Source organism: Pseudomonas sp. FW305-70, assembly GCF_058783925.1.
In genome coordinates this window covers 179,076-204,348 of record NZ_JBYSYZ010000005.1, presented here as the reverse complement: position 1 = coordinate 204,348, position 25,273 = coordinate 179,076, and the positions used below count along the sequence as shown (strand labels likewise).

Annotated in this window: 26 protein-coding genes, 1 other RNA gene and 1 pseudogene; 16 read left to right on the top strand and 12 right to left on the bottom strand. The window is 61.0% G+C overall.

Annotation, left to right across the window (positions count from 1 at the left end; genetic code table 11):
• Positions 1–56 precede the first annotated feature (56 nt).
• From ppx to AC3WN7_RS06330, 5 genes are all read right to left on the bottom strand, one after another.
• Positions 57–1,559: an exopolyphosphatase gene (gene ppx, locus AC3WN7_RS06350; protein ID WP_102673516.1), complete on the bottom strand. Its 1,503-nt coding sequence runs from the start codon at positions 1,557–1,559 to the stop codon at positions 57–59.
• Between the two features lie 241 nt (positions 1,560–1,800).
• Positions 1,801–2,538, bottom strand: coding sequence for an amino acid ABC transporter ATP-binding protein (locus AC3WN7_RS06345; RefSeq protein WP_102673515.1), 738 nt, complete (start codon positions 2,536–2,538; stop codon positions 1,801–1,803).
• Positions 2,525–3,175 (bottom strand): amino acid ABC transporter permease, encoded by a 651-nt coding sequence (locus AC3WN7_RS06340; protein ID WP_102673514.1) that lies wholly within the window; start codon positions 3,173–3,175, stop codon positions 2,525–2,527. Before AC3WN7_RS06340 ends, AC3WN7_RS06345 begins: the two co-directional genes overlap by 14 nt.
• On the bottom strand, positions 3,172–3,840 hold the full coding sequence (locus tag AC3WN7_RS06335; protein WP_007978873.1) for an amino acid ABC transporter permease: 669 nt from the start codon (positions 3,838–3,840) through the stop codon (positions 3,172–3,174). The genes AC3WN7_RS06340 and AC3WN7_RS06335 overlap by 4 nt, the downstream gene beginning before the upstream one ends.
• A gap of 22 nt (positions 3,841–3,862) precedes the next feature.
• Positions 3,863–4,648 carry a transporter substrate-binding domain-containing protein gene (locus tag AC3WN7_RS06330; protein ID WP_007978876.1) on the bottom strand — a complete coding sequence of 262 codons (786 nt, stop codon included), beginning with the start codon at positions 4,646–4,648 and terminating at the stop codon, positions 3,863–3,865.
• 256 nt (positions 4,649–4,904) lie between these two features.
• On the opposite strand from AC3WN7_RS06330, the gene AC3WN7_RS06325 reads away from it, so the two are divergent.
• The 6 genes from AC3WN7_RS06325 (at position 4,905) to AC3WN7_RS06300 (ending at position 11,128) form a co-directional block, all read left to right on the top strand.
• Positions 4,905–5,612 carry a FadR/GntR family transcriptional regulator gene (locus tag AC3WN7_RS06325; protein WP_102673512.1) on the top strand — a complete coding sequence of 236 codons (708 nt, stop codon included), beginning with the start codon at positions 4,905–4,907 and terminating at the stop codon, positions 5,610–5,612.
• 121 nt (positions 5,613–5,733) lie between these two features.
• Complete coding sequence (gene trxA / locus AC3WN7_RS06320; RefSeq protein WP_003206727.1) at positions 5,734–6,063, top strand: thioredoxin TrxA; 330 nt, start codon at positions 5,734–5,736, stop codon at positions 6,061–6,063.
• Positions 6,064–6,310: 247 nt separating this feature from the next.
• Positions 6,311–7,570 (top strand): transcription termination factor Rho, encoded by a 1,260-nt coding sequence (rho, locus tag AC3WN7_RS06315; RefSeq protein WP_003206716.1) that lies wholly within the window; start codon positions 6,311–6,313, stop codon positions 7,568–7,570.
• A 140-nt stretch (positions 7,571–7,710) separates the two neighbouring features.
• The gene (gene ubiD, locus AC3WN7_RS06310) at positions 7,711–9,177 is read left to right on the top strand and encodes a 4-hydroxy-3-polyprenylbenzoate decarboxylase (RefSeq protein ID WP_095964291.1); all 1,467 of its coding nucleotides are present in this window, start codon (positions 7,711–7,713) and stop codon (positions 9,175–9,177) included.
• Positions 9,177–10,145, top strand: a complete 969-nt coding sequence (locus AC3WN7_RS06305) for a CDP-6-deoxy-delta-3,4-glucoseen reductase (protein ID WP_102673511.1) — start codon at positions 9,177–9,179, stop codon at positions 10,143–10,145. The genes ubiD and AC3WN7_RS06305 overlap by 1 nt, the downstream gene beginning before the upstream one ends.
• Positions 10,146–10,459: 314 nt before the next feature.
• Positions 10,460–11,128 (top strand): gamma-glutamylcyclotransferase, encoded by a 669-nt coding sequence (locus AC3WN7_RS06300; RefSeq protein ID WP_007978886.1) that lies wholly within the window; start codon positions 10,460–10,462, stop codon positions 11,126–11,128.
• Here AC3WN7_RS06300 and glpT read toward each other — a convergent pair.
• On the bottom strand, positions 11,104–12,453 hold the full coding sequence (gene glpT, locus AC3WN7_RS06295; RefSeq protein WP_015097309.1) for a glycerol-3-phosphate transporter: 1,350 nt from the start codon (positions 12,451–12,453) through the stop codon (positions 11,104–11,106). The two genes, AC3WN7_RS06300 and glpT, sit on opposite strands and share 25 nt — an antisense overlap.
• A gap of 327 nt (positions 12,454–12,780) precedes the next feature.
• Between glpT and AC3WN7_RS06290 the strand changes: the two genes are divergently transcribed.
• On the top strand, positions 12,781–13,398 hold the full coding sequence (locus AC3WN7_RS06290; protein ID WP_102673510.1) for an energy transducer TonB: 618 nt from the start codon (positions 12,781–12,783) through the stop codon (positions 13,396–13,398).
• A gap of 41 nt (positions 13,399–13,439) precedes the next feature.
• Here the strand turns inward: AC3WN7_RS06290 and AC3WN7_RS06285 are convergent, their stop codons facing one another.
• The gene (locus AC3WN7_RS06285; RefSeq protein WP_095964288.1) at positions 13,440–14,417 is read right to left on the bottom strand and encodes an NADPH:quinone oxidoreductase family protein; all 978 of its coding nucleotides are present in this window, start codon (positions 14,415–14,417) and stop codon (positions 13,440–13,442) included.
• A gap of 150 nt (positions 14,418–14,567) precedes the next feature.
• Between AC3WN7_RS06285 and AC3WN7_RS06280 the strand changes: the two genes are divergently transcribed.
• On the top strand, positions 14,568–14,975 hold the full coding sequence (locus tag AC3WN7_RS06280) for a flagellar basal body-associated protein FliL (RefSeq protein ID WP_095964287.1): 408 nt from the start codon (positions 14,568–14,570) through the stop codon (positions 14,973–14,975).
• Positions 14,976–15,132: 157 nt separating this feature from the next.
• Here the strand turns inward: AC3WN7_RS06280 and AC3WN7_RS06275 are convergent, their stop codons facing one another.
• On the bottom strand, positions 15,133–15,585 hold the full coding sequence (locus tag AC3WN7_RS06275; protein ID WP_095964286.1) for an EVE domain-containing protein: 453 nt from the start codon (positions 15,583–15,585) through the stop codon (positions 15,133–15,135).
• Between the two features lie 195 nt (positions 15,586–15,780).
• On the opposite strand from AC3WN7_RS06275, the gene AC3WN7_RS06270 reads away from it, so the two are divergent.
• The gene (locus AC3WN7_RS06270) at positions 15,781–15,936 is read left to right on the top strand and encodes a hypothetical protein (RefSeq protein WP_007978897.1); all 156 of its coding nucleotides are present in this window, start codon (positions 15,781–15,783) and stop codon (positions 15,934–15,936) included.
• Positions 15,937–15,971: 35 nt separating this feature from the next.
• Here the strand turns inward: AC3WN7_RS06270 and AC3WN7_RS06265 are convergent, their stop codons facing one another.
• The 4 genes from AC3WN7_RS06265 to AC3WN7_RS06250 form a co-directional block, all read right to left on the bottom strand.
• Complete coding sequence (locus AC3WN7_RS06265; RefSeq protein WP_007978899.1) at positions 15,972–16,577, bottom strand: 5-formyltetrahydrofolate cyclo-ligase; 606 nt, start codon at positions 16,575–16,577, stop codon at positions 15,972–15,974.
• A gap of 86 nt (positions 16,578–16,663) precedes the next feature.
• Positions 16,664–16,842: non-coding RNA, 6S RNA (ssrS, locus tag AC3WN7_RS06260), on the bottom strand.
• A gap of 30 nt (positions 16,843–16,872) precedes the next feature.
• Positions 16,873–17,190, bottom strand: coding sequence for a cell division protein ZapA (locus AC3WN7_RS06255; RefSeq protein ID WP_007978902.1), 318 nt, complete (start codon positions 17,188–17,190; stop codon positions 16,873–16,875).
• Positions 17,187–17,396 carry a TIGR02449 family protein gene (locus AC3WN7_RS06250; RefSeq protein ID WP_007982902.1) on the bottom strand — a complete coding sequence of 70 codons (210 nt, stop codon included), beginning with the start codon at positions 17,394–17,396 and terminating at the stop codon, positions 17,187–17,189. The genes AC3WN7_RS06255 and AC3WN7_RS06250 overlap by 4 nt, the downstream gene beginning before the upstream one ends.
• Positions 17,397–17,590: 194 nt before the next feature.
• Between AC3WN7_RS06250 and AC3WN7_RS06245 the strand changes: the two genes are divergently transcribed.
• The 7 genes and pseudogenes from AC3WN7_RS06245 (at position 17,591) to AC3WN7_RS06215 (ending at position 25,130) form a co-directional block, all read left to right on the top strand.
• Complete coding sequence (locus AC3WN7_RS06245) at positions 17,591–18,148, top strand: YecA/YgfB family protein (RefSeq protein WP_095964285.1); 558 nt, start codon at positions 17,591–17,593, stop codon at positions 18,146–18,148.
• A 27-nt stretch (positions 18,149–18,175) separates the two neighbouring features.
• Positions 18,176–19,510, top strand: a complete 1,335-nt coding sequence (pepP, locus tag AC3WN7_RS06240) for a Xaa-Pro aminopeptidase (RefSeq protein ID WP_095964284.1) — start codon at positions 18,176–18,178, stop codon at positions 19,508–19,510.
• Entirely contained in the window at positions 19,507–20,694 is a 1,188-nt protein-coding gene (ubiH, locus tag AC3WN7_RS06235; protein WP_102673509.1) for a 2-octaprenyl-6-methoxyphenyl hydroxylase, read from the top strand. The genes pepP and ubiH overlap by 4 nt, the downstream gene beginning before the upstream one ends.
• 37 nt (positions 20,695–20,731) lie before the next feature.
• A pseudogene (locus tag AC3WN7_RS06230) lies at positions 20,732–20,842 on the top strand (tetrameric acyl-CoA thioesterase); the annotation flags it as partial.
• A gap of 9 nt (positions 20,843–20,851) precedes the next feature.
• Positions 20,852–22,069 carry a 2-octaprenyl-3-methyl-6-methoxy-1,4-benzoquinol hydroxylase gene (locus tag AC3WN7_RS06225; protein WP_172435672.1) on the top strand — a complete coding sequence of 406 codons (1,218 nt, stop codon included), beginning with the start codon at positions 20,852–20,854 and terminating at the stop codon, positions 22,067–22,069.
• A 236-nt stretch (positions 22,070–22,305) separates the two neighbouring features.
• On the top strand, positions 22,306–23,310 hold the full coding sequence (locus AC3WN7_RS06220) for an extracellular solute-binding protein (protein WP_015097299.1): 1,005 nt from the start codon (positions 22,306–22,308) through the stop codon (positions 23,308–23,310).
• A 203-nt stretch (positions 23,311–23,513) separates the two neighbouring features.
• Complete coding sequence (locus AC3WN7_RS06215; protein ID WP_102673508.1) at positions 23,514–25,130, top strand: ABC transporter permease; 1,617 nt, start codon at positions 23,514–23,516, stop codon at positions 25,128–25,130.
• The last annotated feature ends 143 nt before the right edge of the window (positions 25,131–25,273 follow it).

Sequence of the window (25,273 nt, the reverse complement as noted above, 5' to 3'; positions counted from 1 at the left end):
ACGCGTTGCCCTCAGGTTTTTCGCGAGCAAGCTCGCTCCTACGGGGGGGCGGTGGCTTAGCGGGCGGTCAACACGATGTCGACCCGGGTCAGCCACTGCGCTTCAATTTCAAAATCGGCCTGGGTCAGCTGGTTTTCGTCCAGCCAGTTCTCCGGGAACACCACTTCCAGGCTGTTGCCATAAGCGTTCAGTTCCACCTGGGGCATTTGCTGGGTGCCGCGGATGTGGTGGAACAGGATCGCAAAGCGCAGTAGCACGCACAGACGAATCAATTTGACGCCGTCGTCGCCGAAATCGGCGAACTTGTCCTTGGGAATGTTGCGCCGGTGGCCGCGTACCAGCAGCGCGAGCATCAACTGGTCTTCGCGGGAGAATCCGGCGAGGTCCGAGTGCTCGATCAGGTAGGCGCCGTGCTTGTGGTACTGGTAGTGAGCGATGTCCAGGCCCACTTCATGGACCTTGGCCGCCCAGCCCAGCAGTTCGCGCCAGACGCCGTCTTCCAGGTCCCAGTCTTCGGCCACCTGGTCAAACGCGTGCAACGCCTTGCGCTCGACCCGTGCCGCCTGTTCCTGATCGACGTGGTAGCGCTCCATTAGCGAGGTGAGGGTGCGTTCGCGCACGTCCTCGTGATGATGGCGGCCCAGCAAGTCATAGAGCACGCCTTCGCGCAGGGCGCCTTCGCAGTGATCCATGCGCTGCAGTTCGAGGGAGTCGAAGATCGCTTCGAGGATCGCCAGGCCCGCCGGGAAGATCGCCCGGCGATCCGGCTTGATACCTTCGAAATCGATTTTCTCGACGTCGCCCAGCTTTATCAGTTTGCGCTTGAGCCAGGCCAGGCCTTCGGCGTTGACCTCGCCGGTGCCGTGGCCGCCAGCCTTCAGCGCCAGACCGATGGCGCGGATGGTGCCCGAGGAGCCGATGGCTTCATCCCAGGTCAGGCGGTGCAGGGCGTGCTCGATGCTCATGATCTCCAGCCGCGCCGCCGTGTACGCCTGGGCGTAACGGGCCGGGGTGATCTTGCCGTCCTTGAAATAGCGCTGGGTGTAGCTGACGCAACCCATCTGCAGGCTTTCGCGCAGCAGTGGTTCGAAGCGCTGGCCAATAATGAATTCGGTACTGCCGCCGCCGATGTCGGCCACCAGGCGCTTGCCCGGGGTGTCGGCGAGGGTATGGGACACGCCGAGGTAGATCAGGCGCGCTTCTTCACGGCCGGAAATGACTTCCACCGGGTGGCCGAGAATTTCTTCGGCGCGATGGATGAATTCGGCGCGGTTGCGGGCTTCACGCAGGGCGTTGGTGCCGACGATGCGCACGGCCCCCGTGGGCATACCGCTGATCAGTTGGGCGAAGCGCTTGAGGCAGTCGAGCCCGCGTTGCATCGATTCTTCGTTGAGATGGCGCTCTTCGTCGATGCCGGCGGCCAGCTGAACCTTCTCCCCGAGACGCTCGAGAATACGGATTTCGCCGTTTTGGGCCTTGGCCACGACCATGTGAAAGCTGTTGGAGCCCAGGTCGATTGCGGCGATCAGGGACAGATTCTTGGCTTGGGATTGCGGCATGGTCGGGGGTCTCGGTCGATAACCTCGACATCGTGCCACGATCAAAGGCTGCCGCCAACGCGTAGGAGCTGCCGAAGGCTGCGATCTTTTACCACGGGGCTCTAGTGGTGCGGCCACTGGCCTCTTCGCGGGCAAGCCCGCTCCCACAGGTTTTTGCAGCGAATACGCAATCGTATTCCAGCAGAAGACCTTGTGGGAGCGGGCTTGCCCGCGAAGACGGCGTCAATAGCACCGCAGATCTTCAGACCGCCGCTTCAACCATCCCAATGAAGTTCGCCAGCTCCGCCGTCTGCGGATTGGCGAACAAAACTTTCGGATCCCCCACCTCATGCACCTTGCCCTGGTGCATGAACACCAACTTGTCCCCAACCTCCCGGGCGAAGCGCATTTCGTGAGTGACCATGATCAGTGTCATGCCTTCCCTGGCCAGTTGCCGGACCACGCTCAGCACTTCATTGACCAGCTCCGGGTCCAGGGCCGAGGTGATTTCATCGCACAGCAACACTTTCGGCGACATCGCCAGGGCGCGGGCAATCGCCACCCGCTGTTGCTGGCCGCCGGACAGCCGATCCGGAAAAGCATCGAACTTTTCCCCCAGGCCGACCCGCTCCAGCATCTGTCGCGCCAATTCGGCGGCCTTGGCCTTTGGCACCTTCTGCACCACTTGCGGCGCCAGCATGACGTTCTCACCCACGGTCAGGTGCGGGAACAGGTTGAATTGCTGGAACACCATGCCGACTTTCTGTCGCAGGCTGCGCAGGTCGGCGCGGGCGGCGTCGAGGTATTCGCCGTCGACTTCGATCACACCGTCGTTGATCGACTCCAGGCCGTTGAGGGTGCGCAGCAAGGTGGATTTTCCCGAGCCACTGCGGCCGATGATCGCCACCACCTGGCCTTCCTCGATGCTCAGGTCGATGCCTTTGAGCACATGATGGTCGCCATAGTATTTATGCAGGGAGGAAATTCTAAGCAGAGGCATGCAGTCTCCTTTCCAGGTAGCGCGCACTGAGCGACAGGGGGTAGCAGAGCAGGAAGTAGCCGAGGGCGACGAGGCCGTAGACCATGAAGGGTTCGAAGGTCGCGTTGGCGAGCATGCCGCCGGTCTTGGTCAGTTCGGTGAAGCCGATGATCGAGGTGACGGCGGTGCCTTTGACCACTTGCACCGAGAAGCCCACGGTCGGCGCCACGGCGATGCGCAGGGCTTGTGGCAGGATGACGTAGCGCAGTTGCTCCAGCGGATTGAGCGCCAGGCTCGCAGAGGCTTCCCACTGGCCGTTGGGGATCGACTCGACGCAGCCGCGCCAGATCTCCGCCAGGTAGGCGCTGGTGAACAGCGTCAGGGCAATCGCCGCTGCCATCCACGGCGAGATTTCCACCCCGGCCAGGGCCACGCCGAAAAACACCAGGAACAGCTGCATCAGCAGCGGCGTGCCCTGGAACAGTTCGATGTAGGTGCGGGCAAAGCTGCTCGGCAGGGATTTACTCGAGATGCGCATGACCATGATCAGCAGGCCGATCAGCCCGCCGCCAACGAACGCCACCAGCGACAGCGCCAGCGTCCATTGCAGGCCGGTGAGCAGGTTGCGCACGATGTCCCAGAAGGTGAAATCACTCATCGGCTGCTCCTTGCGATGAACCGTTGGCCGATCCAGTTCAGCAACTGGCGGATCAGTAGCGCCATGCACAGATAGAGCAAGGTCGTCAGGGCGTAGGTTTCAAAGGCGCGGAAGTTGCGCGACTGAATGAAGTTGGCGGCGAAGCTCAGTTCTTCAGTGGCGATCTGCGAGCACACCGCCGAGCCGAGCATGACGATGATGATCTGGCTGCTCAGGGCCGGCCAGACTTTGCCCAGTGCCGGCAGCAGCACCACATGGCGGAACGCTTCGAAGCGCGTCATCGCCAGTGCCGCCGCAGCTTCCAGCTGACCCCGGGGGATCGCCTGGATGCCGGCGCGGATGATCTCGGTCGAATAGGCGCCGAGGTTGATCACCATCGCCAGCACCGCCGCCTGCCATTCGGAAATCTGCACGCCCAGGGACGGCAAACCGAAGAAGATGAAAAACAGCTGCACCAGGAATGGCGTGTTGCGGATCAACTCGACGTAGACCGCGAAAATCCCCGCGAAAGGCCGGATGTTCCACGCCCGCACCAGCGCCCCGACGATGCCCAGCCCCACGCCGAGCACAGCGCCGATGGCGGTCAGCTCAAGGGTGAACAACGCACCGCGCAGCAACAGATCAGTGTTGTTCACTACCGGCAAGAAGTCGAATTGATAAGCCATAACGTCTCTCCTGCACGCGAGATCAGAGGTCGGCCGGCAGTGGTTCTTTCAGCCAGGTCAGGGCGTTTTTCTCCAGCGCGCCGTCGCTCTTGGCGGTCACCAGGATCTGATTGACCTTGTCCAGCAGCGCCGGCTCGTTCTTGTTCACACCGACGTAGACCGGCGAATCCTTGAGCTTCACTTTCAGCGCCGGTACGCGTTTTGGACTCTTCTCGCTGATCGCGACCATCACCACGTTGCCGCTGGCGATCAGGTCGACTTGCCCGGCCAGATACGCGGCGATGGTCGAGTTGTTGTCTTCGAAGCGCTTGATGGTCACGCCTTCGGGGGCGACCTTGGTCAGCTCGATGTCTTCGATGGCGCCGCGGGTGACGCTGATGGTCTTGCCCTTGAGGTCGTCCAGGGTCTTGATGTCGGCGTCTGGCGGACCGAACACGGCGAGGTAGAAGGGCGCGTAGGCGCGGGAGAAGTCGATGACCTTCTCACGTTCCGGGTTCTTGCCGAGGCTGGAAATCACCAGGTCGACCTTGCCGGTGGTGAGAAACGGGATGCGGTTGGTGCTGTTGACCGGGGTCAGTTCGAGTTTGACCTTGAGCTGGTCGGCCAGCAGTTTCGCGGTGTCGATGTCGAGGCCACGGGGCTTCATATCCGGCCCGACCGAGCCGAAGGGCGGGAAGTCCTGGGGCACGGCCACCTTGAGGACGCCGCGCTTGACCACCTCCTCCAGACCGTCGGCGTGGGCGGGTGCCTGGGTCAGCATCAGGCTGGCAAACAGGGCGGCGAGGAGGGCGCTGAAACGCTGGGTCATGGCAAATCTCCAAATCGGCAAGAAGTGATTTCTGCCGATCGACAGAGCATGGGCCATGCCAACATAGGGTTTTGGGGGCGCCAGAGCGCGGTTTTGCTGGCGTCGAACGGTCTTACTGGTCTGAACAGTCAGGTTGTGTTTCGCACCCCGATGGCGCAGCCGGGGAAATCACCGAACCCCCATGGGGCACGACTTGCCGGGCGTCGCGAATAGCTTTACAACTGAGCGCACATTGGCCTGGTTCGTCTGGAAAACCATGAACTCGATCTCCCGCGCCGTACCCGAAGTGGCGCTGCAAGCCATCCGCAAACTGATTACCGAACAGGGTTTCGGGCCGGGGGATGCCTTGCCCTCGCAACGGGACCTGGCGGTACAGCTGGGCGTAAGCCGGGCTTCTTTGCGCGAGGCGTTGTCGTCCCTGAGTGCGCTGGGTGTCATCAGCATCCAGCCGGGCAAAGGCGTATTCGTGCAGGCGCCGGTGGAGTTGCCGCGAGGCGAGGCCGCACCGGGCTGGCCGTTTGCGGCGCAGGCTTCGCCGCTGGATATCTTCCAGTTGCGCTACGCGCTGGAGGGGTTTGCCGCGGGGCTGGCGGCCGTGACCTTGAGCACCGAGGAACTCGATGCGCTGGAAGACAATGTCGCCGCCATGCGCAACGAACTCAAAGCCGCTGATTTCGAAGCGGCGGCGCGCCTGGACTTCGAATTCCACCGGCGCATCCTGCTGGCCAGCGGCAATCAGGCAATGTTGAGTATCCTCACCGCCAGCGCCGATATCTTCCTGGAAAGCCAGAAACTACCGTTCATCCGGGCCGAGCGGGCCATGGAAACCTGGCAGGAGCACCGCAAGATCCTTCGCGCGCTGGCCCGCCGTGCCTCTGGCGCCGCGCAAAAAGCCATGCACGAGCACGTGCGCAACGCGGCGTTGCGCACCGGAATCGCCTTCATCGCTCCCGCTACGGTGTGACCCGGGCTATACCCAAACTCATGGAACACCATAGCGAGACTCAATCATCTGCAGCTTCCTGAACGAGGGAAGGGCAGCTATGATGGGCCACGTTTTTTTGCTTACAACCCTGGAGAATTCCATGAGCAGCGATCTTATCAAACACGTTAGCGACGCTAGCTTCGAGGCCGACGTACTCAAGGCTGAAGGCGCTGTACTGGTCGATTACTGGGCTGAGTGGTGCGGCCCTTGCAAAATGATCGCTCCTGTTCTGGACGAAATTGCCGAGACCTACAAAGGCAAGCTGACCGTCGCCAAGCTGAACATCGACGAAAACCAGGAAACCCCGGCCAAGCATGGCGTGCGTGGTATCCCGACCCTGATGCTGTTCAAGAACGGCAACGTTGAAGCGACCAAGGTCGGCGCACTGTCGAAGTCGCAACTGGCTGCTTTCCTCGACGCCAACATCTAAGCGTCGCTGCAAAGTGTCCTGAAAAAGCCTCGCAAATAGCGGGGCTTTTTGCGTATTCAGGGCTAGACGCTCCCAAACTCAGGTGGTACATTCGGCCCCGCACTGGTTTCTCCATTGCCCCCTGCTAGCCGTCGCCGACGCACTCCTTTTCGAATAAGTACGCGATCCTGTCGCCTTCTCTGCGGCGCGGCCTCATTAAGCCAAAAGCTTAATTTCCCCCCTCCATAAATGATTACGTCATTCCTATATGAATCTGACTGAACTCAAGCAAAAGCCGATTACCGAACTGCTCGAATTGGCCGAACAGATGGGCATAGAAAATATGGCCCGTTCGCGCAAGCAGGACGTGATTTTCTCCCTGCTCAAGAAGCACGCGAAAAGCGGTGAGGAAATCTCCGGTGATGGCGTGCTGGAGATTCTCCAGGACGGCTTCGGCTTCCTGCGCTCCGCTGACGCCTCCTATCTCGCCGGTCCAGACGATATCTACGTCTCGCCGAGCCAGATCCGTCGTTTCAACTTGCGCACCGGTGACACCATCGTTGGCAAGATCCGCCCTCCTAAGGAAGGCGAGCGTTATTTCGCGCTGCTCAAGGTCGACACGATCAACTTCGACCGTCCGGAAAACGCGAAAAACAAGATTCTCTTCGAGAACCTGACCCCGCTGTTCCCGACCGTACGCATGAAGATGGAAGCCGGTAACGGTTCCACCGAAGACCTGACCGGTCGTGTCATCGACCTGTGCGCCCCGATCGGTAAAGGCCAGCGCGGTCTGATCGTTGCTCCGCCGAAAGCGGGCAAGACGATCATGCTGCAGAACATTGCTGCGAACATCGCGCGTAACAACCCTGAAGTTCACCTGATCGTGCTGCTGATCGACGAACGTCCGGAAGAAGTAACCGAAATGCAGCGCACCGTGCGCGGCGAAGTGGTTGCCTCGACGTTCGACGAGCCGCCAACCCGCCACGTGCAGGTTGCCGAAATGGTGATCGAGAAGGCTAAGCGCCTGGTCGAGCACAAGAAAGACGTGGTGATCCTGCTCGACTCCATCACCCGTCTGGCCCGTGCCTACAACACCGTGATCCCGAGCTCCGGCAAGGTACTGACCGGTGGTGTCGATGCCCACGCCCTGGAGAAACCGAAGCGTTTCTTCGGCGCCGCGCGGAACATCGAAGAAGGCGGCTCGCTGACCATCATCGCCACCGCGCTGGTTGAAACCGGCTCGAAGATGGACGAAGTGATCTACGAGGAATTCAAAGGCACCGGCAACATGGAGCTGCCTCTGGATCGCCGCATCGCTGAAAAGCGCGTATTCCCGGCCATCAACATCAACCGTTCCGGCACCCGCCGCGAAGAGTTGCTGACCGCCGACGACGAGCTGCAGCGCATGTGGATCCTGCGCAAGCTGCTGCATCCGATGGATGAAGTGGCTGCCATCGAGTTCCTGGTCGACAAGCTGAAAACGACCAAGACCAACGATGAGTTCTTCCTGTCGATGAAACGCAAGTAAGTCGAGCAGGCAAAGAGAGCCGGGGAAACCCGGCTTTTTGCTATCCGATTTTTGATCAGGTGGCAGTTCGTGGTTCTGAACCGAAGGGTTCGGCGCTAAACTGCCTGCCCCGAACGCCACGGCCAACACGAGGCTTACGCATGCAGTATCGCGACTTGCGCGACTTTATCAGCGGGCTGGAACAGCGCGGCGAACTCAAGCGCATTCAGGTTCCGGTGTCCCCAGTACTGGAAATGACCGAGGTCTGCGACCGCACCTTGCGCGCCAAAGGCCCGGCCCTGCTTTTCGAAAAGCCCACGGGTTTTGACATTCCGGTGCTCGGCAACCTGTTCGGTACGCCTGAGCGCGTAGCACTGGGCATGGGCGCGGAAGCGGTCAGCGAATTGCGCGAGATCGGCAAGCTGCTGGCGTTCCTCAAGGAGCCCGAGCCGCCGAAAGGCCTGAAGGATGCCTGGTCCAAGCTGCCGATCTTCCGCAAGATCATCTCGATGGCGCCCAAGGTGGTCAAAGACGCGATCTGCCAGGAAGTGGTCATCGAAGGCGACGATGTTGACCTCTCGAAGTTGCCGGTACAGACCTGCTGGCCAGGCGACGTCGCGCCGCTGATCACCTGGGGCCTGACCGTCACCAAGGGGCCGAACAAGGACCGACAGAACCTCGGTATCTACCGTCAGCAGGTGATTGGCCGCAATAAAGTCATCATGCGCTGGCTGAGCCACCGTGGCGGTGCGCTGGATTATCGCGAGTGGTGCGAAAAGCATCCGGGCCAGCCCTTTCCTGTTGCCGTTGCATTGGGCGCAGACCCGGCGACCATCCTCGGCGCCGTGACCCCGGTGCCCGACAGCCTTTCCGAATACGCCTTCGCCGGCCTGTTGCGCGGTAACCGCACTGAGTTGGTGAAGTGCCGCGGCAACGACCTGCAAGTGCCGGCCACCGCCGAAATCATCCTCGAAGGCGTGATCCATCCGGGCGAGATGGCCGATGAAGGCCCGTACGGCGACCACACCGGTTACTACAACGAAGTCGACAGCTTCCCGGTATTCACCGTCGAGCGCATCACCCACCGGATCAAACCGATCTACCACAGCACCTACACCGGCCGTCCGCCGGATGAGCCGGCGATCCTCGGCGTCGCGCTGAACGAAGTGTTCGTGCCGATCCTGCAGAAGCAGTTCCCGGAGATCACCGACTTCTACCTGCCGCCCGAAGGTTGCTCGTACCGCATGGCCATCGTGACCATGAAGAAGTCGTATCCGGGCCATGCCAAGCGGGTAATGCTGGGTGTCTGGTCGTTTTTGCGACAGTTCATGTACACCAAGTTCGTTATCGTCACCGACGACGATATCAACGCCCGGGACTGGAACGACGTGATCTGGGCCATCACCACGCGCATGGACCCCAAGCGCGACACGGTGATGATCGACAACACGCCGATCGACTACCTGGACTTCGCTTCGCCGGTGTCCGGCCTGGGGTCGAAAATGGGCCTTGATGCCACGCATAAATGGCCGGGCGAAACCACCCGTGAGTGGGGCCGTGTCATCGTCAAGGACGATGCGGTGACCCAGCGGATCGATGCCATCTGGAATCAGTTAGGAATAGATTGATGCGTGTAACCTTGCAGCCCTCCGGAGCAGTGCTTGAGATATTGCCCGGCGAGCGGATTCTCGATGGCGCGCGACGACTGGGCTACGAATGCCCGCAAAGTTGCCGCAACGGCAATTGCCACGTGTGCGCGGCGCTGCTGGTGGAAGGTCGGGTCGAGCAGGCCGGCAATGTGCGTGATCATGGCGAGTTCTACACTTGCATAGCGGAGCCGCTGGAAGACTGCATTGTGCTGTGGGATGGCGTGCTCGCCTTGGGAGAACTGCCGGTGCGCAGCGTGTCGTGTCAGGTCATTGAGTGCAAGGACGTGGGCGGCGATACCTGGCGCGTGCGTCTGCGGGCTCCGGCCGGCAAACCGCCGCGCTACCACGCCGGGCAGTACCTGATGATCGAGCGCGAGAACGGCGAAAAGTCCGCCTTTTCCCTCGCCTCGGCACCGCATGCGGGGCGCGATCTGGAAATCCACGTACTGGCGCGCGAGTCCAGTGCGCTGAGCCTGATCGAGCAGCTCCAGCGCAACAGCATGGTGCGGGTTGAGTTGCCGTTTGGCGATACCCACCTGGAGGAGTTGCCGGACGGCCCTCTCGTGCTGATCGCCGCTGGCACCGGCATGGGCCAGATCCACGGCCTGATCGAACATTGCCGGGCCACGGGTTTCAAGCATCCGGTGCATTTGTATTGGGGCGTGCGTCGTCCGGAAGACTTTTATCAAGTCGAGCACTGGAACGAATGGCTGAAACTACCCAACCTGTTCCTGCACAAGGTCGTCAGTGATCAATGCGGTTGGGAAGGGCGCTGCGGCATGTTGCATGAAGCGGTCTGTGAAGATTTCCCGGACCTCAAGCCACTGCACGTTTACGCCAGTGGTTCTCCGGCCATGGTCTACGGCACGCTGGATGCGCTGGTGGAAGCGGGAATGGACGCCCACCAGATGCGCGCCGATGTGTTTGCCTACGCCCCCAGATCCTGATGCTACCCCCCTGTAGGAGCGAGCTTGCTCGCGATCGTCGTTAACGATTACGCGGGAAGTCAGGTTGCCCGCAGCGTTCTTGAGTCCATCGCGAGCAAGCTCGCTCCTACAGGGTTATAGGTTTATAACCCGCTATATAGCCCATCGGTATTTATAAATTTATATAAATGCCGGTAGGTTATATTCCAGTCAGGCAATTAATTAAGAACTGTGCCATGGCATTCAAATTGCCTTAAAACATATGTGCCTTATTGTTACAGCTGTGCGTTCTATTAAGTAATTCTTCACCCGCGGGGAGCTGAACGCTATTCGCCATGAGCGCCATCGAATCTGCTTTTTTGAATCTGGCTTACCCTCCGCGGCTCGACCTGGGGCCGCAGCTCACTCACGAACAATTGCTCAGCTCGATGCAGTCGACCATGGCCCGTCACAAGGGTGGGCCGGTGTGGCTGTTTGCCTACGGCTCGCTGATCTGGCGGCCTGAATGCACGGCGGTTGAACGGGTTCGCGGCCGGGTGCATGGCTACCATCGCGGGTTGTATCTGTGGTCCCACGAACATCGCGGCACTCCGGAAATGCCCGGCCTGGTGTTCGGCCTGGATCGCGGTGGCTCTTGCAGCGGTTTTGCCTATCGCTTGCCCGAAGAGCAACTCGAAGCGTCGCTGTACGCGCTTTGGCAGCGCGAGATGCCATTTCCTTCCTACCGCCCGCACTGGCTTAACTGCCGACTCGAAGATGGCAGCCAGGTTCAGGCCTTGGGGTTTGTGCTGGAGCGACATCTGCCCAGTTATGCCGGCAACCTGCCGGACCATGTGCTGAGCCATGTGTTCGAAAACGCTTGCGGGCGTTACGGCACCACTCGCGATTATGTCGAGCAGACCGCGCACGCCCTGCGTAGCCACGCCATGCCAGACCGGAATCTGGAGGCGCGGCTCAAGCGCTGTAAGTCAAAGGCTGATCAAGCGAGTGCTTCGCGGCCCTGACTGGCGACTTGTTTGTGGCGTAGCGTCGGGGCGAGGAAGGCCATCGCCAGCAGGCAGGCGCCCACCAGCAGCACGAAACCGCCGTCCCAACCAAAATGGTCCACGGTGTAGCCCATCGCTGCACTGGCCGCGACCGAACCGCCCAGGTAGCCGAACAGGCCGGTGAAGCCCGCCGCCGTACCGGCCGCTTTCTTCGGTGCCAACTCCAGCGCCTGCAGGCCGATCAGCATGACCGGGCCGTAGATCAGGAAGCCTATTGAAAGCAGCGCGATCATGTCGATCATCGGGTTGCCGGCCGGGTTGAGCCAGTAAACCAGTGTCGCGACCGTCACCAGCGCCATGAACACCATGCCGGTCAGGCCGCGGTTGCCACGGAAGATCTTGTCCGACATCCAGCCGCACAGCAGGGTGCCCGGGATACCTGCCCACTCGTAGAAGAAATACGCCCACGAGGTTTTATCCACGGTGAAGCCCTTGGCTTCCTTGAGGTAGGTTGGTGCCCAGTCCAGCACGCCGTAGCGCAGCAGATAGACAAAGACGTTGGCCAGGGCGATGTACCAGAGCATTTTGTTGCGCAGCACGTATTTGACGAAGATTTCCTTGGCGCTGAATTCCTCTTCGTGGCTGGCATCGTAGCCTTCCGGGTAGTCGTTCTTGTACTGCTCAATCGGCGGCAGGCCAACCGATTGCGGGGTGTCGCGCATGGTTACAAAGGCAAACACCGCTACCGCCAGTGCCACCGCTGCCGGCACGTAGAACGCCGCATGCCAGTCATTGAACAGGCCCATGCCGATCAGGAACAACGGGCCGATCAGGCCGCCGCCGACGTTGTGCGCCACGTTCCACACGGACACCACGCCGCCACGTTCCTTCTGCGACCACCAGTGCACCATGGTCCGGCCACTCGGCGGCCAACCCATGCCCTGCGCCCAGCCGTTGATGAACAGCAGAATGAACATCATGGTCACGCTGGACGTCGCCCATGGCGCGAAACCGAAAATGAACATCACGCCAGCCGACACCAACAGGCCGAACGGCAGGAAGAAACGCGGGTTGGAACGGTCGGACACCAGGCCCATGAGGAACTTCGACAGGCCGTAGGCAATCGCGATGGCGGACATCGCCAGACCCAGCTGACCGCGGGAGTAACCCTCGTCGATCAGGTACGGCATGGCCAGGGAGAAGTTTTTGCGCAGCAGGTAGTAACCGGCATAGCCAATGAAGATGCCGGCGAAGATCTGCCAGCGCAGGCGTCGGTAGGTGCTGTCTATTTTTTCTTCAGGCAATGGAGCCTGATGTGCGGCAGGACGAAAGAAAGCAAACATTCAAGAGCTCCAGATTTCTTGTTTTGACTGCGGTTGCGAATGTTACAGTTTCGTTACCGAAAATAGCACCGGTTCTCATCGGCAAAACAGCGGAAATGTTGGATATCGCGCATTCCTTTATGAACATGTCGCTCAGGTGAAAGTGAAGGGCGTTGTAGGAAGCATCACCCACCCATGCTTTACGCGACTGATCCGTCCCGGGTAGGGCAATTCTTTAGGAAATGTCCTGCTCTGTTACCGGAAGCCGTGACCTTCAGTGCAGCACCCTTGAGCTTTAACCTTTGCCGTACAGCCAGTTGTGGCGTTTCAGGTGCGAGGGAGAGGAGGATGCGGTGGTTTTTGTTTGTGGTGCTGTTGTTTGTTGTGTCTGTTGAAAGCAGCGCAGGGGAGGTGTTCCTGATACCGGAAAACAACCCCAAGCCGATTTACCCACCGGCGCTGCATCGGGCTGGAGTCACCGGTAATGTCCGGGTCAGGTTCATGGCACATGCCAACGGCTCGGTCAGCAAGGTGAGCATTTTGCAAAGCGATCACCCTGATTTCGCCGAGGCGACCAGAGTCGCCATAGCGCAGTGGCGGTTCAAGCCATGGACCGTTGAGGGTGACAAGCCTGAGGAGCAGGAAGTCGTTGCGCCGATGATGTTCAGGTTCGATGTGCATCTACCGCTGCATCTCAACCAGTGGCTCAAGGCATTGAGATGCCGCGATCTCAATGAGGCATTGGCGCGTGCCCCGGAGCACAAGTGGATTGATTCCGCCGCCTTCCATTACATCCGGGCTTATCTGTCGAACGCGTTTTCCACGGCAACACTGCCGACCGAACGGCGTCTGTCATTGATCGCCGATATGAACAGGAAGGTGCCGATCATTATCAGGCAATGCTCGAACAACCCGGGTTCCAGGTATGTAAGGTTTTTGCCGGAAGATATCCGCCAGTTACTGTAGGGAAAGAGCCTGGACTCAGAGGTCCGGGCTCTTTGCCGGGGTCAGCGAACCTGCACCACCACTTTCCCGACGGCTTTACGCTGGCCAAGATCATTGATCGCCTGCGCTGCATTGCCCAGTGGATACACCTGCGACACCAGCGGCTTCAGCTTGCCTTCGGCAAACCAGCCAAACAGTTGCTGGAAGTTCGCGGCATTGTCCTGCGGCTGGCGTTGGGCGAAGGAGCCCCAGAATACGCCGAGCACTGCCGCGCCTTTGAGCAGCGCCAGGTTGACCGGCAGTTCGGGGATGCGCCCGCTGGCGAAGCCGACCACCAGCAGGCGGCCGTTCCAGGCGATGGCGCGGATGGCCTGGTCGAACAGGTCGCCGCCCACCGGGTCGTAGATCACGTCGGCGCCCTGGCCGTCGGTCAGGCGCTTGATTTCGTCCTTGAGGCTGGTTTCGCTGTAGTTGATCAGTTCATCGGCGCCGGCGGCCTTGGCCACGGCGAGTTTTTCCGCGCTGCTGGCCGCGGCAATCACCCGGGCGCCCATGGCTTTGCCGATTTCCACCGCCGCCAGGCCGACACCGCCGGAGGCACCCAGCACCAGCAGGGTTTCGCCCGGTTGCAGGTTGCCGCGCTGCTTGAGGGCGTGCATCGAGGTGCCGTAGGTCATGCTGAAGGCGGCAGCGGTGTTGAAGTCCATGGAGGGCGGAATCGGCAACACGTTGTAGCCCGGCACGGCAACCTGTTCGGCAAAGCTGCCCCAGCCGGTCAGGGCCATGACCCGGTCACCGACTTTCAGGTGGCTGACCTTCTCGCCGACTTCGCGGACCACGCCGGCCGCTTCGCCACCCGGAGAAAACGGGAAGGGCGGCTTGAACTGGTACTTGCCCTCGATGATCAGCGTGTCGGGGAAATTGACCCCGGCGGCGTGCACCTCCAGCAGGATTTCATTCTTCTTCGCGACAGGACTGGCGACGTCTTCCAGCACCAGCGATTCGGCAGGGCCGAAGGCTTTGCACAGCACGGCTTTCATCAGGGCTATTCCTTTGGGAGTGATGGCCGATAAGTGTAGGTGTGTGGGTCGAAGGGTCAACGAGCATGCCCGGCCCTGATAGTCAGCCATAAGCTTGTGCTTGCATGGCGGGTCGTTATGCTAGGCCGCAAACCGGATAAGGAGTGAATTGTGAAAGCGTGGATCATGTTGTTGCTGGCCCTGTCCCTGCCTGTGGCAGCGGTGGCCGAAGAAGCCAAAGAAGATACCGCTCCGAAGGTCAGTTACATCACCCTGAGCCCGCCGTTCGTGGGCAACTACGGCCTGGACGGCACGCCGAAACTGAAAGTCTACAAGGCTGATGTGGCGTTGCGGGTGACCGGTGACGAGGCTGCCAAGGCGGTGAAGGCCAATGAACCGTTGATTCGCAATCAATTGGTCGCGCTGTTCGCCCAGCAGACCACCGAGACGATGAACAATGTCGAGGCCAAGGAAAAGCTGCGTCAGGAAGCCCTGAAACAGACCCAGCAGGTGATGAGCGACGAAACCGGCAAGCCGGTGGTTGAGGATTTGTTGTTCAACAACCTGATCATCCAGTAAGTCTTCTGGCGCCTGTACCGGCCTCTTCGCGAGCAAGCCCGCTCCCACAGGGTTCTGTGGTGGACATGTGATTGTGCTTCAACACAAATCCACTGTGGGAGCGGCGGTGCGACGATTCGACTTGCTCGCGAAGAGGCCAGTCCGGGCGGTGAACGACTCAAGGCTTTAAAGCAATCACCGCCGCCCACTGCTCCGGCGTCACCGGCATCACCGACAGTCGCGAACCTTTCTGCACCAGCGGCAATTCGACCAGCGCCGTCTGCTGCTTCAGGTAATCCAGTTTCAGCACCCGGGCAAACGTCTCGACATGGGCGACATCGATCGCGCTCCAGGCGTTTTTCTCCGCCGTTGCCTTTGGGTCGTAGTAATGACTTTCAGGTTCCAGCGCCGTCGGGTCCGGATACGCGGCTTCGACAATCTTGCCGATACCGGCGATGCCCGGCTCCGGGCAGCTGGAATGATAGAAAAAGAACTCATCCCCCACTGCCATGGCCCGCAGGAAGTTGCGTGCCTGATAGTTGCGAACCCCGTCCCAGCGCGCTTTGCCGAGCTTTTCCAGCCCTTTGATCGAGAGTTCGTCGGGCTCGGATTTCATCAGCCAATAGGCCATGTCTTTTGCTCCTTGCGTGGTGATTGAGCAACTTGTCGGCAATTTTATGACAAACCGACAGTCGGTTGACGTCAGCATTTGCGCAGCGGTTCACGTTGTCGCAAAATGCCGGCCTTTAAAGCTTGACGCTGCTGCACGGCCTACAAACGGAAACCGCTGCTGTCATCGTGTAGATCTGCCTTTGGGGGGCAATCGATGAAACGCAAACCGGATTTACTATGGATTTTGGTCATTTTATTTGGCCTTGGCGTCGTGACCACCGGCTATGCCCAAAGCCTGTGGGCCAGCAAGACCGATGCACCGGTCGAGCTCGCCCAGTTGCAGCAACAGTCGACCGCCTTCAAGCGCTGATCCTGTTGTCCCGGCGTCGCTGATCGAAGTGACGCCTAGCCTGCGTAATACCAGGCCTTGTCTGTCACCGTTCCCTGCAGCGGCACATCCCAGCTCGCCTGAGCCAATCGTTCCACCTTCTGACACTCATGGGCCAGCCCCAACAGCGTCGGCTTGCGCCAGTCATTGCGACGCGCCAGATAGGCCAGGCTCCGATCGTAGAAGCCGCCGCCCATCCCCAGGCGTCCGCCAACATCGTCAAACCCCACCAATGGCAACAACACCAGGTCCAGCGCCCAGATTCTGCGTTGCCGGGCGAGGTTGGCCCGAGGTTCGAGAATGCGGAAGCGGTTGGGTTTGAGTTTTTCCCCTGGCCGGATGCGCTGGAACACCATTTTGGTTCGCGGCCAGGCACTCAGCACCGGCAGATACGTGGCCTTGCCCCGGCGCTGTGCGGCACGCAGCAACAGGCGCGGATCGATTTCACCGTCGGTCGGCAGATAAAGCGAGATGTGTCTGGCGCGGCGGAACAGCGGTTGCTGGGCCAATTGCTTGTACAGCCCGCGAGCGGCCTGGCGCTGCTGACTGGGTGTCAGTGCGCGACGGGCCTTGCGCAGCATGCGTCGAAGTTGCGGGCGGGGAAGCAGCGCAGGTTCGGTCATGGATTCGGACTTCGGCAGGACGGGTACACAAAGCGTACCCGCAAAAACGCCAATGCCGGTATTTAAACCGGCATTGGACTGGAATCAGGCTCCCCGAATGTGTCGCTGTCGACTTAGCCCTTGAACCCGAAAGTTCAAGGTGGAAGATGCAGTAGGCTTTAAGGCTTTCCGTCTAGCGGACATGCACACCAGCCCAACGTGCAACCTCCAGGGTATAGCAAATCGGCTCAGGGACATCGCCAACTGGCAAACACCCCAGGGAGTGAGGGCAGTATACCGCAAGCGGCGACGCGAATCAGCCTTTGGTGACGTCCGGATCGGTCGCGAGGACCAGATCGACGCGATCGAGCAGGTCGCGAACTTGCTCACGGGTCGAGCCGCTGACTTGAACGTCCGGGCGATCTTCCTTGTGCAGCAGGTCGTGGGTGATGTTCAGCGCAGCCATCACGGCGATACGGTCGGCGCCGATGACTTTGCCGCTGCTGCGGATTTCGCGCATCTTGCCGTCCAGATAACGGGCGGCGCTGACCAGGTTACTGCGCTCTTCCTGAGGGCAGATGATCGAATACTCTTTGTCGAGAATCTGCACGGTGACGCTATTGCTTGAACTCATGAGTCTTGCTCCAGGGCCTTGAGGCGCGAAATCATCGACTCGACCTTACGCCGGGCGATTTCGTTTTTTTCAATGAGATGCGCGCGTTCCTCGCGCCAGGTCTTTTCCTGAGCTAGTAAGAGTCCATTTTGACTCTTAAGTTGCTCGACTCGGGTAATCAGCAATTCGAGTCTGGCCATCAGCGCTTGCAGGTCGGTGTCTTCCATTGTCTTCACTGTCTGATGGGTGTTGGACTGTAGGAGCGAGCTTGCTCGCGATGGTCGCCAACGATAACGCTGGGTCCCTGACAACCCGCGGCGCTCTCGGGTTCATCGCGAGCAAGCTCGCTCCTACAGGGGTAGTCGATGTAGGATACAAGGCCTTCATTCTAGACATAGCGCCGTCTGGCGCCTAGCTGCCCATGACCATTCAGAATTCCCCGTACCAAGGCTTCGCCACCCTGCTGACTTCCAGCGGCCACAACGTCTCGCCTGCTGAACTGCACGGCCTGCTGCTCGGCCGCAGTTGCGCCGGCGCCGGTTTCGATGCCGAAGGCTGGCTGATCGATGCCGCCGAATTGCTCGAAAGCGAGCCGCAGGACAACGTTCGCAACGCCCTGATCGGCTTGCAAGAGATGGTAAAAGGCGAGCTCACCGGCGATGACGTGACCGTCGTTCTGCTGTTGCCGACCGACGACGCCCCGCTCACCGAACGTGCCGCCGCACTGGGCCAATGGTGCCAGGGTTTCCTCAGCGGTTTCGGCTTGAACTGCCGTGACAGCAGCGCCCTGAGCACCGAGGCCACTGAAGTGCTTCAGGATCTGGCGGCCATCTCCCAGGTGCAAGATGCGCTGGAAGAGTCCGACGACGGCGAAAACGACTATATGGAAGTCATGGAGTACCTGCGCGTCGCGCCGCTGCTGCTGTTCTCCGAGACCAAGAAAGACGTGCCGGCCGCCGCCAAACCGTCGCTGCACTAATCGTTTGCCAGGGAACGCCATCTGCCCATGATCCACATCCCTAAATCGGAATACAGCCGTCGCCGCAAGGCCCTGATGGCGCAGATGGAACCCAACAGCATCGCCATCCTGCCCGCCGCCGCGGTGGCCATTCGTAACCGCGACGTCGAGCACGTCTACCGCCAGGACAGCGACTTCCAGTACCTCAGCGGCTTCCCTGAACCTCAGGCGGTATTGGTGCTGATGCCGGGTCGCGTGCATGGCGAATACATCCTGTTCTGCCGCGAGCGCAACGCCGAGCGCGAATTGTGGGATGGTCTGCGTGCCGGGCAGGAAGGCGCGATTCGCGACTTCGGCGCCGACGACGCCTTTCCCATCACCGATATCGACGACATCCTGCCGGGCCTGATCGAAGGCCGTGACCGGGTGTATTCGGCCATGGGCAGCAACCCCGAATTCGACCGCCACCTGATGGAATGGATCAACGTGATCCGCTCCAAGGCCAACCTCGGTGCCCAGCCGCCGAACGAATTCGTTGCCCTGGATCATCTGCTGCACGACATGCGCCTGTATAAATCGGCGGCAGAAGTGAAAGTGATGCGCGAGGCGGCGCGGATTTCCGCCCAGGCGCACGTACGGGCAATGCAGGCCTGTCGCGCCGGGTTGCACGAATTCAGCCTGGAAGCCGAGCTCGATTACGAATTCCGCAAGGGCGGGGCGAAGATGCCGGCCTACGGGTCGATCGTCGCGGCGGGGCGCAACAGCTGCATCCTGCATTACCAGCAGAATGACGCGCTGCTCAAGGACGGTGACCTGGTGCTGATCGACGCCGGGTGCGAGATCGACTGCTACGCCAGCGACATCACCCGGACCTTTCCGGTCAGCGGCAAGTATTCAGCGGAACAGAAAGCGATTTACGAATTGGTGCTGGCCTCTCAGGAAGCCGCCTTTGCCGAAATCGCCCCGAACAAACACTGGAACCAGGCGCACGAGGCCACGGTCCGGGTCATCACGACCGGGCTGGTCAAGCTGGGGTTGCTCCAGGGTGAGGTTGACGAACTGATCGCCAGTGAAGCCTACAAGGCGTTTTACATGCACCGCGCCGGCCATTGGCTGGGTATGGATGTGCACGATGTCGGCGAATACAAGGTCGGCGGCGAGTGGCGCGTACTGGAGGTCGGCATGGCGTTGACCGTGGAGCCGGGGATCTACATTGCTCCGGACAACCAGAGTGTGGCGAAGAAATGGCGCGGCATTGGCGTGCGCATCGAGGACGACGTAGTGGTCACCAGAACCGGCTGTGAAATATTGACGGGCGGCGTGCCGAAAACCGTCAGCGAAATCGAGGCCCTGATGGCGCAAGCACGGACACAGGCGGCATGAGTCGAGTCAACCTGGCAATCATTGGTGGCGGGCTGGTCGGTGCGAGTCTGGCGCTGGCCTTGCAGGCCGGCGCCAAGGCCCGAGGCTGGAAGATCGTGCTGATCGAGCCGTTCGCCCCGGGGGATACGTATCAACCGAGTTACGACGCTCGTTCTTCGGCGCTGTCCTTTGGCTCGCGGCAGATTTACCAACGCCTGGGCGTCTGGCAGGAAGTTTCCCGCCGCGCCGAGCCGATCAAGCAGATTCATGTTTCCGACCGTGGTCGATTCTCGACGGCGCGGTTGTCGGCGATGGAAGAGGGGGTTCCAGCGCTGGGTTATGTCGTTGAAAACGCCTGGCTCGGCCAATGCCTGTGGCAAGGCCTGGACAAGGACGTGATCAGCTGGCGTTGCCCGGCGGAAGTCACCCGCATGGAGCCGCTGACCGATGGCTATCGCCTGACCCTCAATGATGAAACCACCCTTGAGTGCGACCTCGCGGTACTCGCTGACGGCGGCCGCTCCGGCCTGCGCGAGCAACTGGGGATCGGCATCCGCAAGCGTCCGTATAACCAGAGCGCGCTGATCGCCAACATCACCCCGAGCGAGGCTCACAACGGCATGGCCTTCGAGCGTTTCACCGACGAAGGCCCAATGGCGTTGCTGCCGCTGCCGGAAAACCGCTGTGCTCTGGTCTGGACCCGTCTGGGCATGGACGCGCAACGCCTGGCGGCCCTCGATGAGCGCAGTTTCCTCAGTGAATTGCAGGGTGTCTTCGGTTATCGCCTTGGTACGTTGAAGCAGGTCGGTGCACGACACCTGTATCCGCTGACACTGGTCGAGGCCGAGGAACAGGTGCGCCCGCATCTGGCGATTCTCGGCAACGCGGCGCACAGCTTGCATCCGATTGCCGGCCAGGGGTTCAACCTGTCCCTGCGCGATGCCCAGGCCCTGGCCGATGCCTTGCTCGCCAGCGAAAAGCCCTTGGGCGACTTTGCCACCTTGCAGGCCTATCGCGAACGTCAGCGTCTCGACCAGGACCTCACCGTGGGCTTCTCCGATCAGGTCACGCGCCTGTTCGGCAGTACCCAGCCGCTGGTGTCCCTGGGTCGCAACATCGGCTTGCTCGGCCTCGACCTGCTGCCACCGGCCAAACGCTGGTTTGCCCGACAGGCGATGGGGCTGGGGACGCGACCGGATGCCTAGCTGGTTGAACCGCCGATTTGGCAAGGCACGATTGATAAAAAACCTGCCGCACTTGCAGGTCGACATTCATGACGGCGTCGGCCACCTGGTGGCGCGAGTCGGGAAAACCCTTTACGTGCGGCTCAAGCCGCAAGAGAGACAGGCTTAAAGCATGGAAATGCGCGCAGATCTGCTGATTGTCGGGGCCGGAATGGTCGGCAGCGCCCTGGCGCTGGCGTTGCAGAACAGCGGGCTGGAAGTCCTGCTGCTGGACGGCAGCCCCATGAGTGTCAAACCCTTCAACGCTCAGGCCGCTTTTGAGCCGCGGGTGAGCGCCTTGTCGGCTGCGAGCCAACGGATCCTCGAACGCCTTGGCGTCTGGGACGGCATCGCCGGGCGGCGCAGCAGCCCCTACACCGACATGCAGGTCTGGGATGGCAGCGGCACCGGGCAAATCCACTTCTCGGCGACCAGCGTGCATGCCGAGGTGCTGGGGCATATCGTCGAAAACCGAGTGGTCCAGGATGCCTTGCTCGAGCGCCTGCACGACTGTGACCTGGGGTTGCTGGCCAATGCACGGCTGGAACAGATGCGCCGCTCCGGCGATGACTGGCTGCTGACCCTGGCCGATGGCCGCACCCTGCGTGCACCGCTGGTGATCGCAGCGGATGGCGCCAACTCGGCCGTGCGGCGCCTGGCCGGGGTCGCGACCCGCGAATGGGATTATCTGCATCATGCCATCGTCACCAGCGTGCGTTGCGCCAAGCCGCATCAGATGACGGCCTGGCAGCGCTTCACCGACAACGGTCCGTTGGCGTTTCTGCCACTGGAGCGCGACGGCGAACAGGATTGGTGCTCGATCGTCTGGTCGACCACGCCCGGCGAAGCCGAACGCTTGATGGCGATGGATGACCAGGGTTTCTGCAAGGAACTGGAGCGAGCCTTTGAGGGGCGGCTCGGTGAAGTGCTCAGCGCCGACCCGCGCCTGTGTGTGCCCCTGCGCCAGCGGCATGCCAAGCGTTATGTGGCGCAAGGCCTGGCGTTGATCGGCGACGCGGCCCACACCATTCACCCGTTGGCCGGGCAGGGTGTGAACCTCGGATTCCTCGATGCCGCCGTGCTGGCCGAAGTGTTGCTGCAAGCGGCAACCCGTGGCGAACGCCTGGCGGATGTGAAAGTCCTCAGCCGTTACGAGCGTCGGCGCATGCCCCACAACCTGGCACTGATGGCAGCGATGGAGGGCTTCGAGCGCTTGTTCCAGGCGGATCCGTTACCGGTGCGCTGGTTGCGTAATACCGGGTTGAAAATGGTTGAGAAGATGCCCGAGGCCAAGGCCTTGTTCGTGCGTGAAGCGCTGGGGTTGACCGGGGATTTGCCGGCGCTGGCCAAGCCCTGAGTTCTGCATAGCGGCTACTGGCCTCTTCGCGGGCAAGCCCGCTCCCACAGGTATCGCTTTGGGCACGGGAATTGTGAACGTTGTGGGAGCGGGCTTGCCCGCGAAGGTGTCAGCACAAGCACCACAAATTCCAGGCGGTGCAACATCCGGTAACTCCTCCGCGAACAGCTTCGATTGAGAAGCTAAATGTGAGTCCTTATCATTTGATCTCATTTTCCAATCGAGAGACCGCTCCCATGTTGGCACCGAAGCGTCTACTGACTGCACTGGCCCTGACCCTGATTGGCAGCACCGCCGCCCAGGCTGCTGACGAGGTGGTGGTCTACTCCTCGCGTATCGACGAGCTGATCAAGCCAGTATTCGATGCCTACACAGCCAAGACCGGCGTGAAGGTGAAGTTCATCACCGACAAGGAAGCGCCGCTGATGCAGCGGCTCAAGGCCGAGGGCGCGAATACGCCGGCCGACCTGCTGCTGACCGTCGATGCCGGCAACCTCTGGCAAGCCGAGCAGATGGGCATCCTCCAGCCGTTCACCTCGAAAACCATCGACGCCAACATTCCGCTGCAGTACCGGGCAGCTTCCCACGCCTGGACCGGCTTGAGCCTGCGGGCGCGGACCATTGCCTACTCCACTGACCGTGTGAAGCCGGGCGAACTGACCACCTACGAAGCACTGGCCGACAAGCAATGGGAAGGCCGCCTGTGCCTGCGTTCGGCGAAGAAGGTCTACAACCAGTCCCTGACCGCGACCATGATCGAAGTGCACGGCGCCGGCAAGACCGAGGAAATCCTCAAGGGCTGGGTCAAAAACCTGTCCACTGACGTATTCTCCGACGACACCGCGGTGCTCGAAGCGATCAATGCCGGCCAGTGCGATGTCGGCATCGTCAACACCTACTATTACGGCCGCCTGCACAAGCAGAAGCCGGATCTGCCGGTGAAACTGTTCTGGCCGAACCAGGCCGACCGTGGCGTACACATCAACCTGTCGGGTATCGGCCTGACCCAACACGCGCCACACCCGGAAGCGGCCAAGGCCCTGGTGGAGTGGATGACCACGCCTGAAGCGCAGAAGATCTTTGCCGACGTGAACCAGGAGTTCCCGGCCAACCCGGCCGTACAGCCATCGGCTGAAGTCGCCGCATGGGGCAAGTTCATCGCTGATACCTTGCCTGTGGAAATCGCCGGCAAACGCCAGGCTGAGGCGATTCGCCTGATGGACAAGGCTGGCTGGAACTGATTTGCCCGATATACTGCGCCCCGCCTATGCGGGGCGTTTGTTTTTTTGTTGCGCGCTTCTGACTCTGTAGGAGCGAGCTTGCTCGCGATGAACGTCAGGGCACCGCGGATCGTCAGACTCCCCGCGTTATCGTTGACGTTTTTCGCGAGCAAGCTCGCTCCTACAGTGTCGATTTCACCCATTAATAGTAGAGAACCAAGCCTGTGGCCCACCCTGCCCAACGCCGCTGGTATCCCGTCGTCTTCGCCATTGCTGCGCTGGTCCTGTTGCCCCTGAGCGTCCTGCTGCTTTCCTGGCAAATCATCGATCAACAGATCTGGTCCCATCTATGGGACACACAGATGCCGCGTTTGCTGGGTAATACCCTGACCCTGGTGCTAGGCGTCGGTGTCGGTGTGACAGTCCTGGGTGTCAGCCTGGCCTGGCTTACCAGCCTTTGCGAATTCCCCGGCCGGCGCTGGCTGGACTGGGCGCTGATGTTGCCCTTCGCGATTCCGGCCTATGTGCTGGCCTTCGTCTTCGTCGGCCTGCTGGATTTTGCCGGGCCCGTGCAAACCCTGCTGCGCGAATGGTTAGGCAGCGGTCTGCGACTGCCGCGCGTGCGCTCCACGGGCGGGGTGATTGTGGTGCTGGTGCTGGTTTTCTATCCCTATGTGTATCTGCTGGCCCGCACGGCCTTCCTCGCCCAGGGCAAAGGCCTGATGGAAGCGGCGCGGGTCCTGGGTCAATCGCCCTGGCAAGCGTTCTGGCGTGTGGCATTGCCCATGGCGCGGCCGGCCATCGGTGCGGGCGTGGCATTGGCGCTGATGGAAACCCTGGCGGATTTCGGCGCAGTGTCGGTGTTTAACTTCGATACCTTCACCACGGCCATCTACAAGACCTGGTACGGTTTTTTCAGTCTGTCTTCCGCCGCGCAACTGGCCAGCTTGTTGCTGCTGGTGGTGATGCTCGTGCTCTACGGCGAACGGCGTGCTCGCGGGGCCAACCGGGCGGGCAACGAGCGGCCACGGGTCAAGGCGCTGTATCACCTGCGGGGCTTCAAGGCACTGGCGGCCTCGACCTGGTGCGGTCTGGTGTTTGCCTGCGCTTTTGTTATCCCGATGCTGCAATTGGCGGTGTGGTTCTGGCTGCGCGGGCGCTTCGATCTCGACGAGCGCTACACCGGGTTGATCGTCCATACCTTGTACCTGGGGGCGATGGCGGCGTTGATCACCGTCAGCGTCGCCTTGTTGCTGGCGTTTGCCCGACGCCTGGCGCCCACCCGGGTCATTCGTTCCGGGGTCAGTCTGGCCAACCTGGGTTACGCCTTGCCGGGCTCGGTGCTGGCGGTGTCGATCATGCTGGCGTTCAGTTACCTGGATCGCGAGCTGGTGATCCCGCTCTCGAGCTGGCTCGGTGGCGCGGGCAAGCCGCTGCTGCTGGGCAGTCTGTCAGCGTTGTTGCTGGCCTATCTGGTGCGCTTCATTGCGGTGGCCTACGGACCACTGGAAAGCAGTCTGGCGCGTATACGGCCATCTTTGCCCGAAGCGGCACGTAGCCTTGGCGTCAGTGGGCCGCGACTGTTTTTCAAAGTGTATCTACCGTTGTTGTTGCCCGGCACCTTGAGCGCGGCGCTGCTGGTGTTCGTCGACGTGCTCAAGGAAATGCCCGCGACCCTGCTGATGCGCCCGTTTGGCTGGGACACGCTGGCGGTGCGGATCTTTGAAATGACCAGCGAAGGAGAATGGGCGAGGGCATCTTTGCCAGCGTTGACCCTGGTGCTGGTCGGGCTGCTGCCGGTCATCGGATTGATCCGGCGCTCAGCGCATCGAAACAGCTAGGTGTCAGTCCTACACCTTGCGGCTACAATGCGCGGCATTCGGTGCGGTCCGTCTGACAGACCAGGTAGCTGAAATCGGCTAAAGGCCTTTTGTTTCAAGGCATTCAGTCCGTGCAGCACTTGCCCGCACCTTCGCCACGCCCG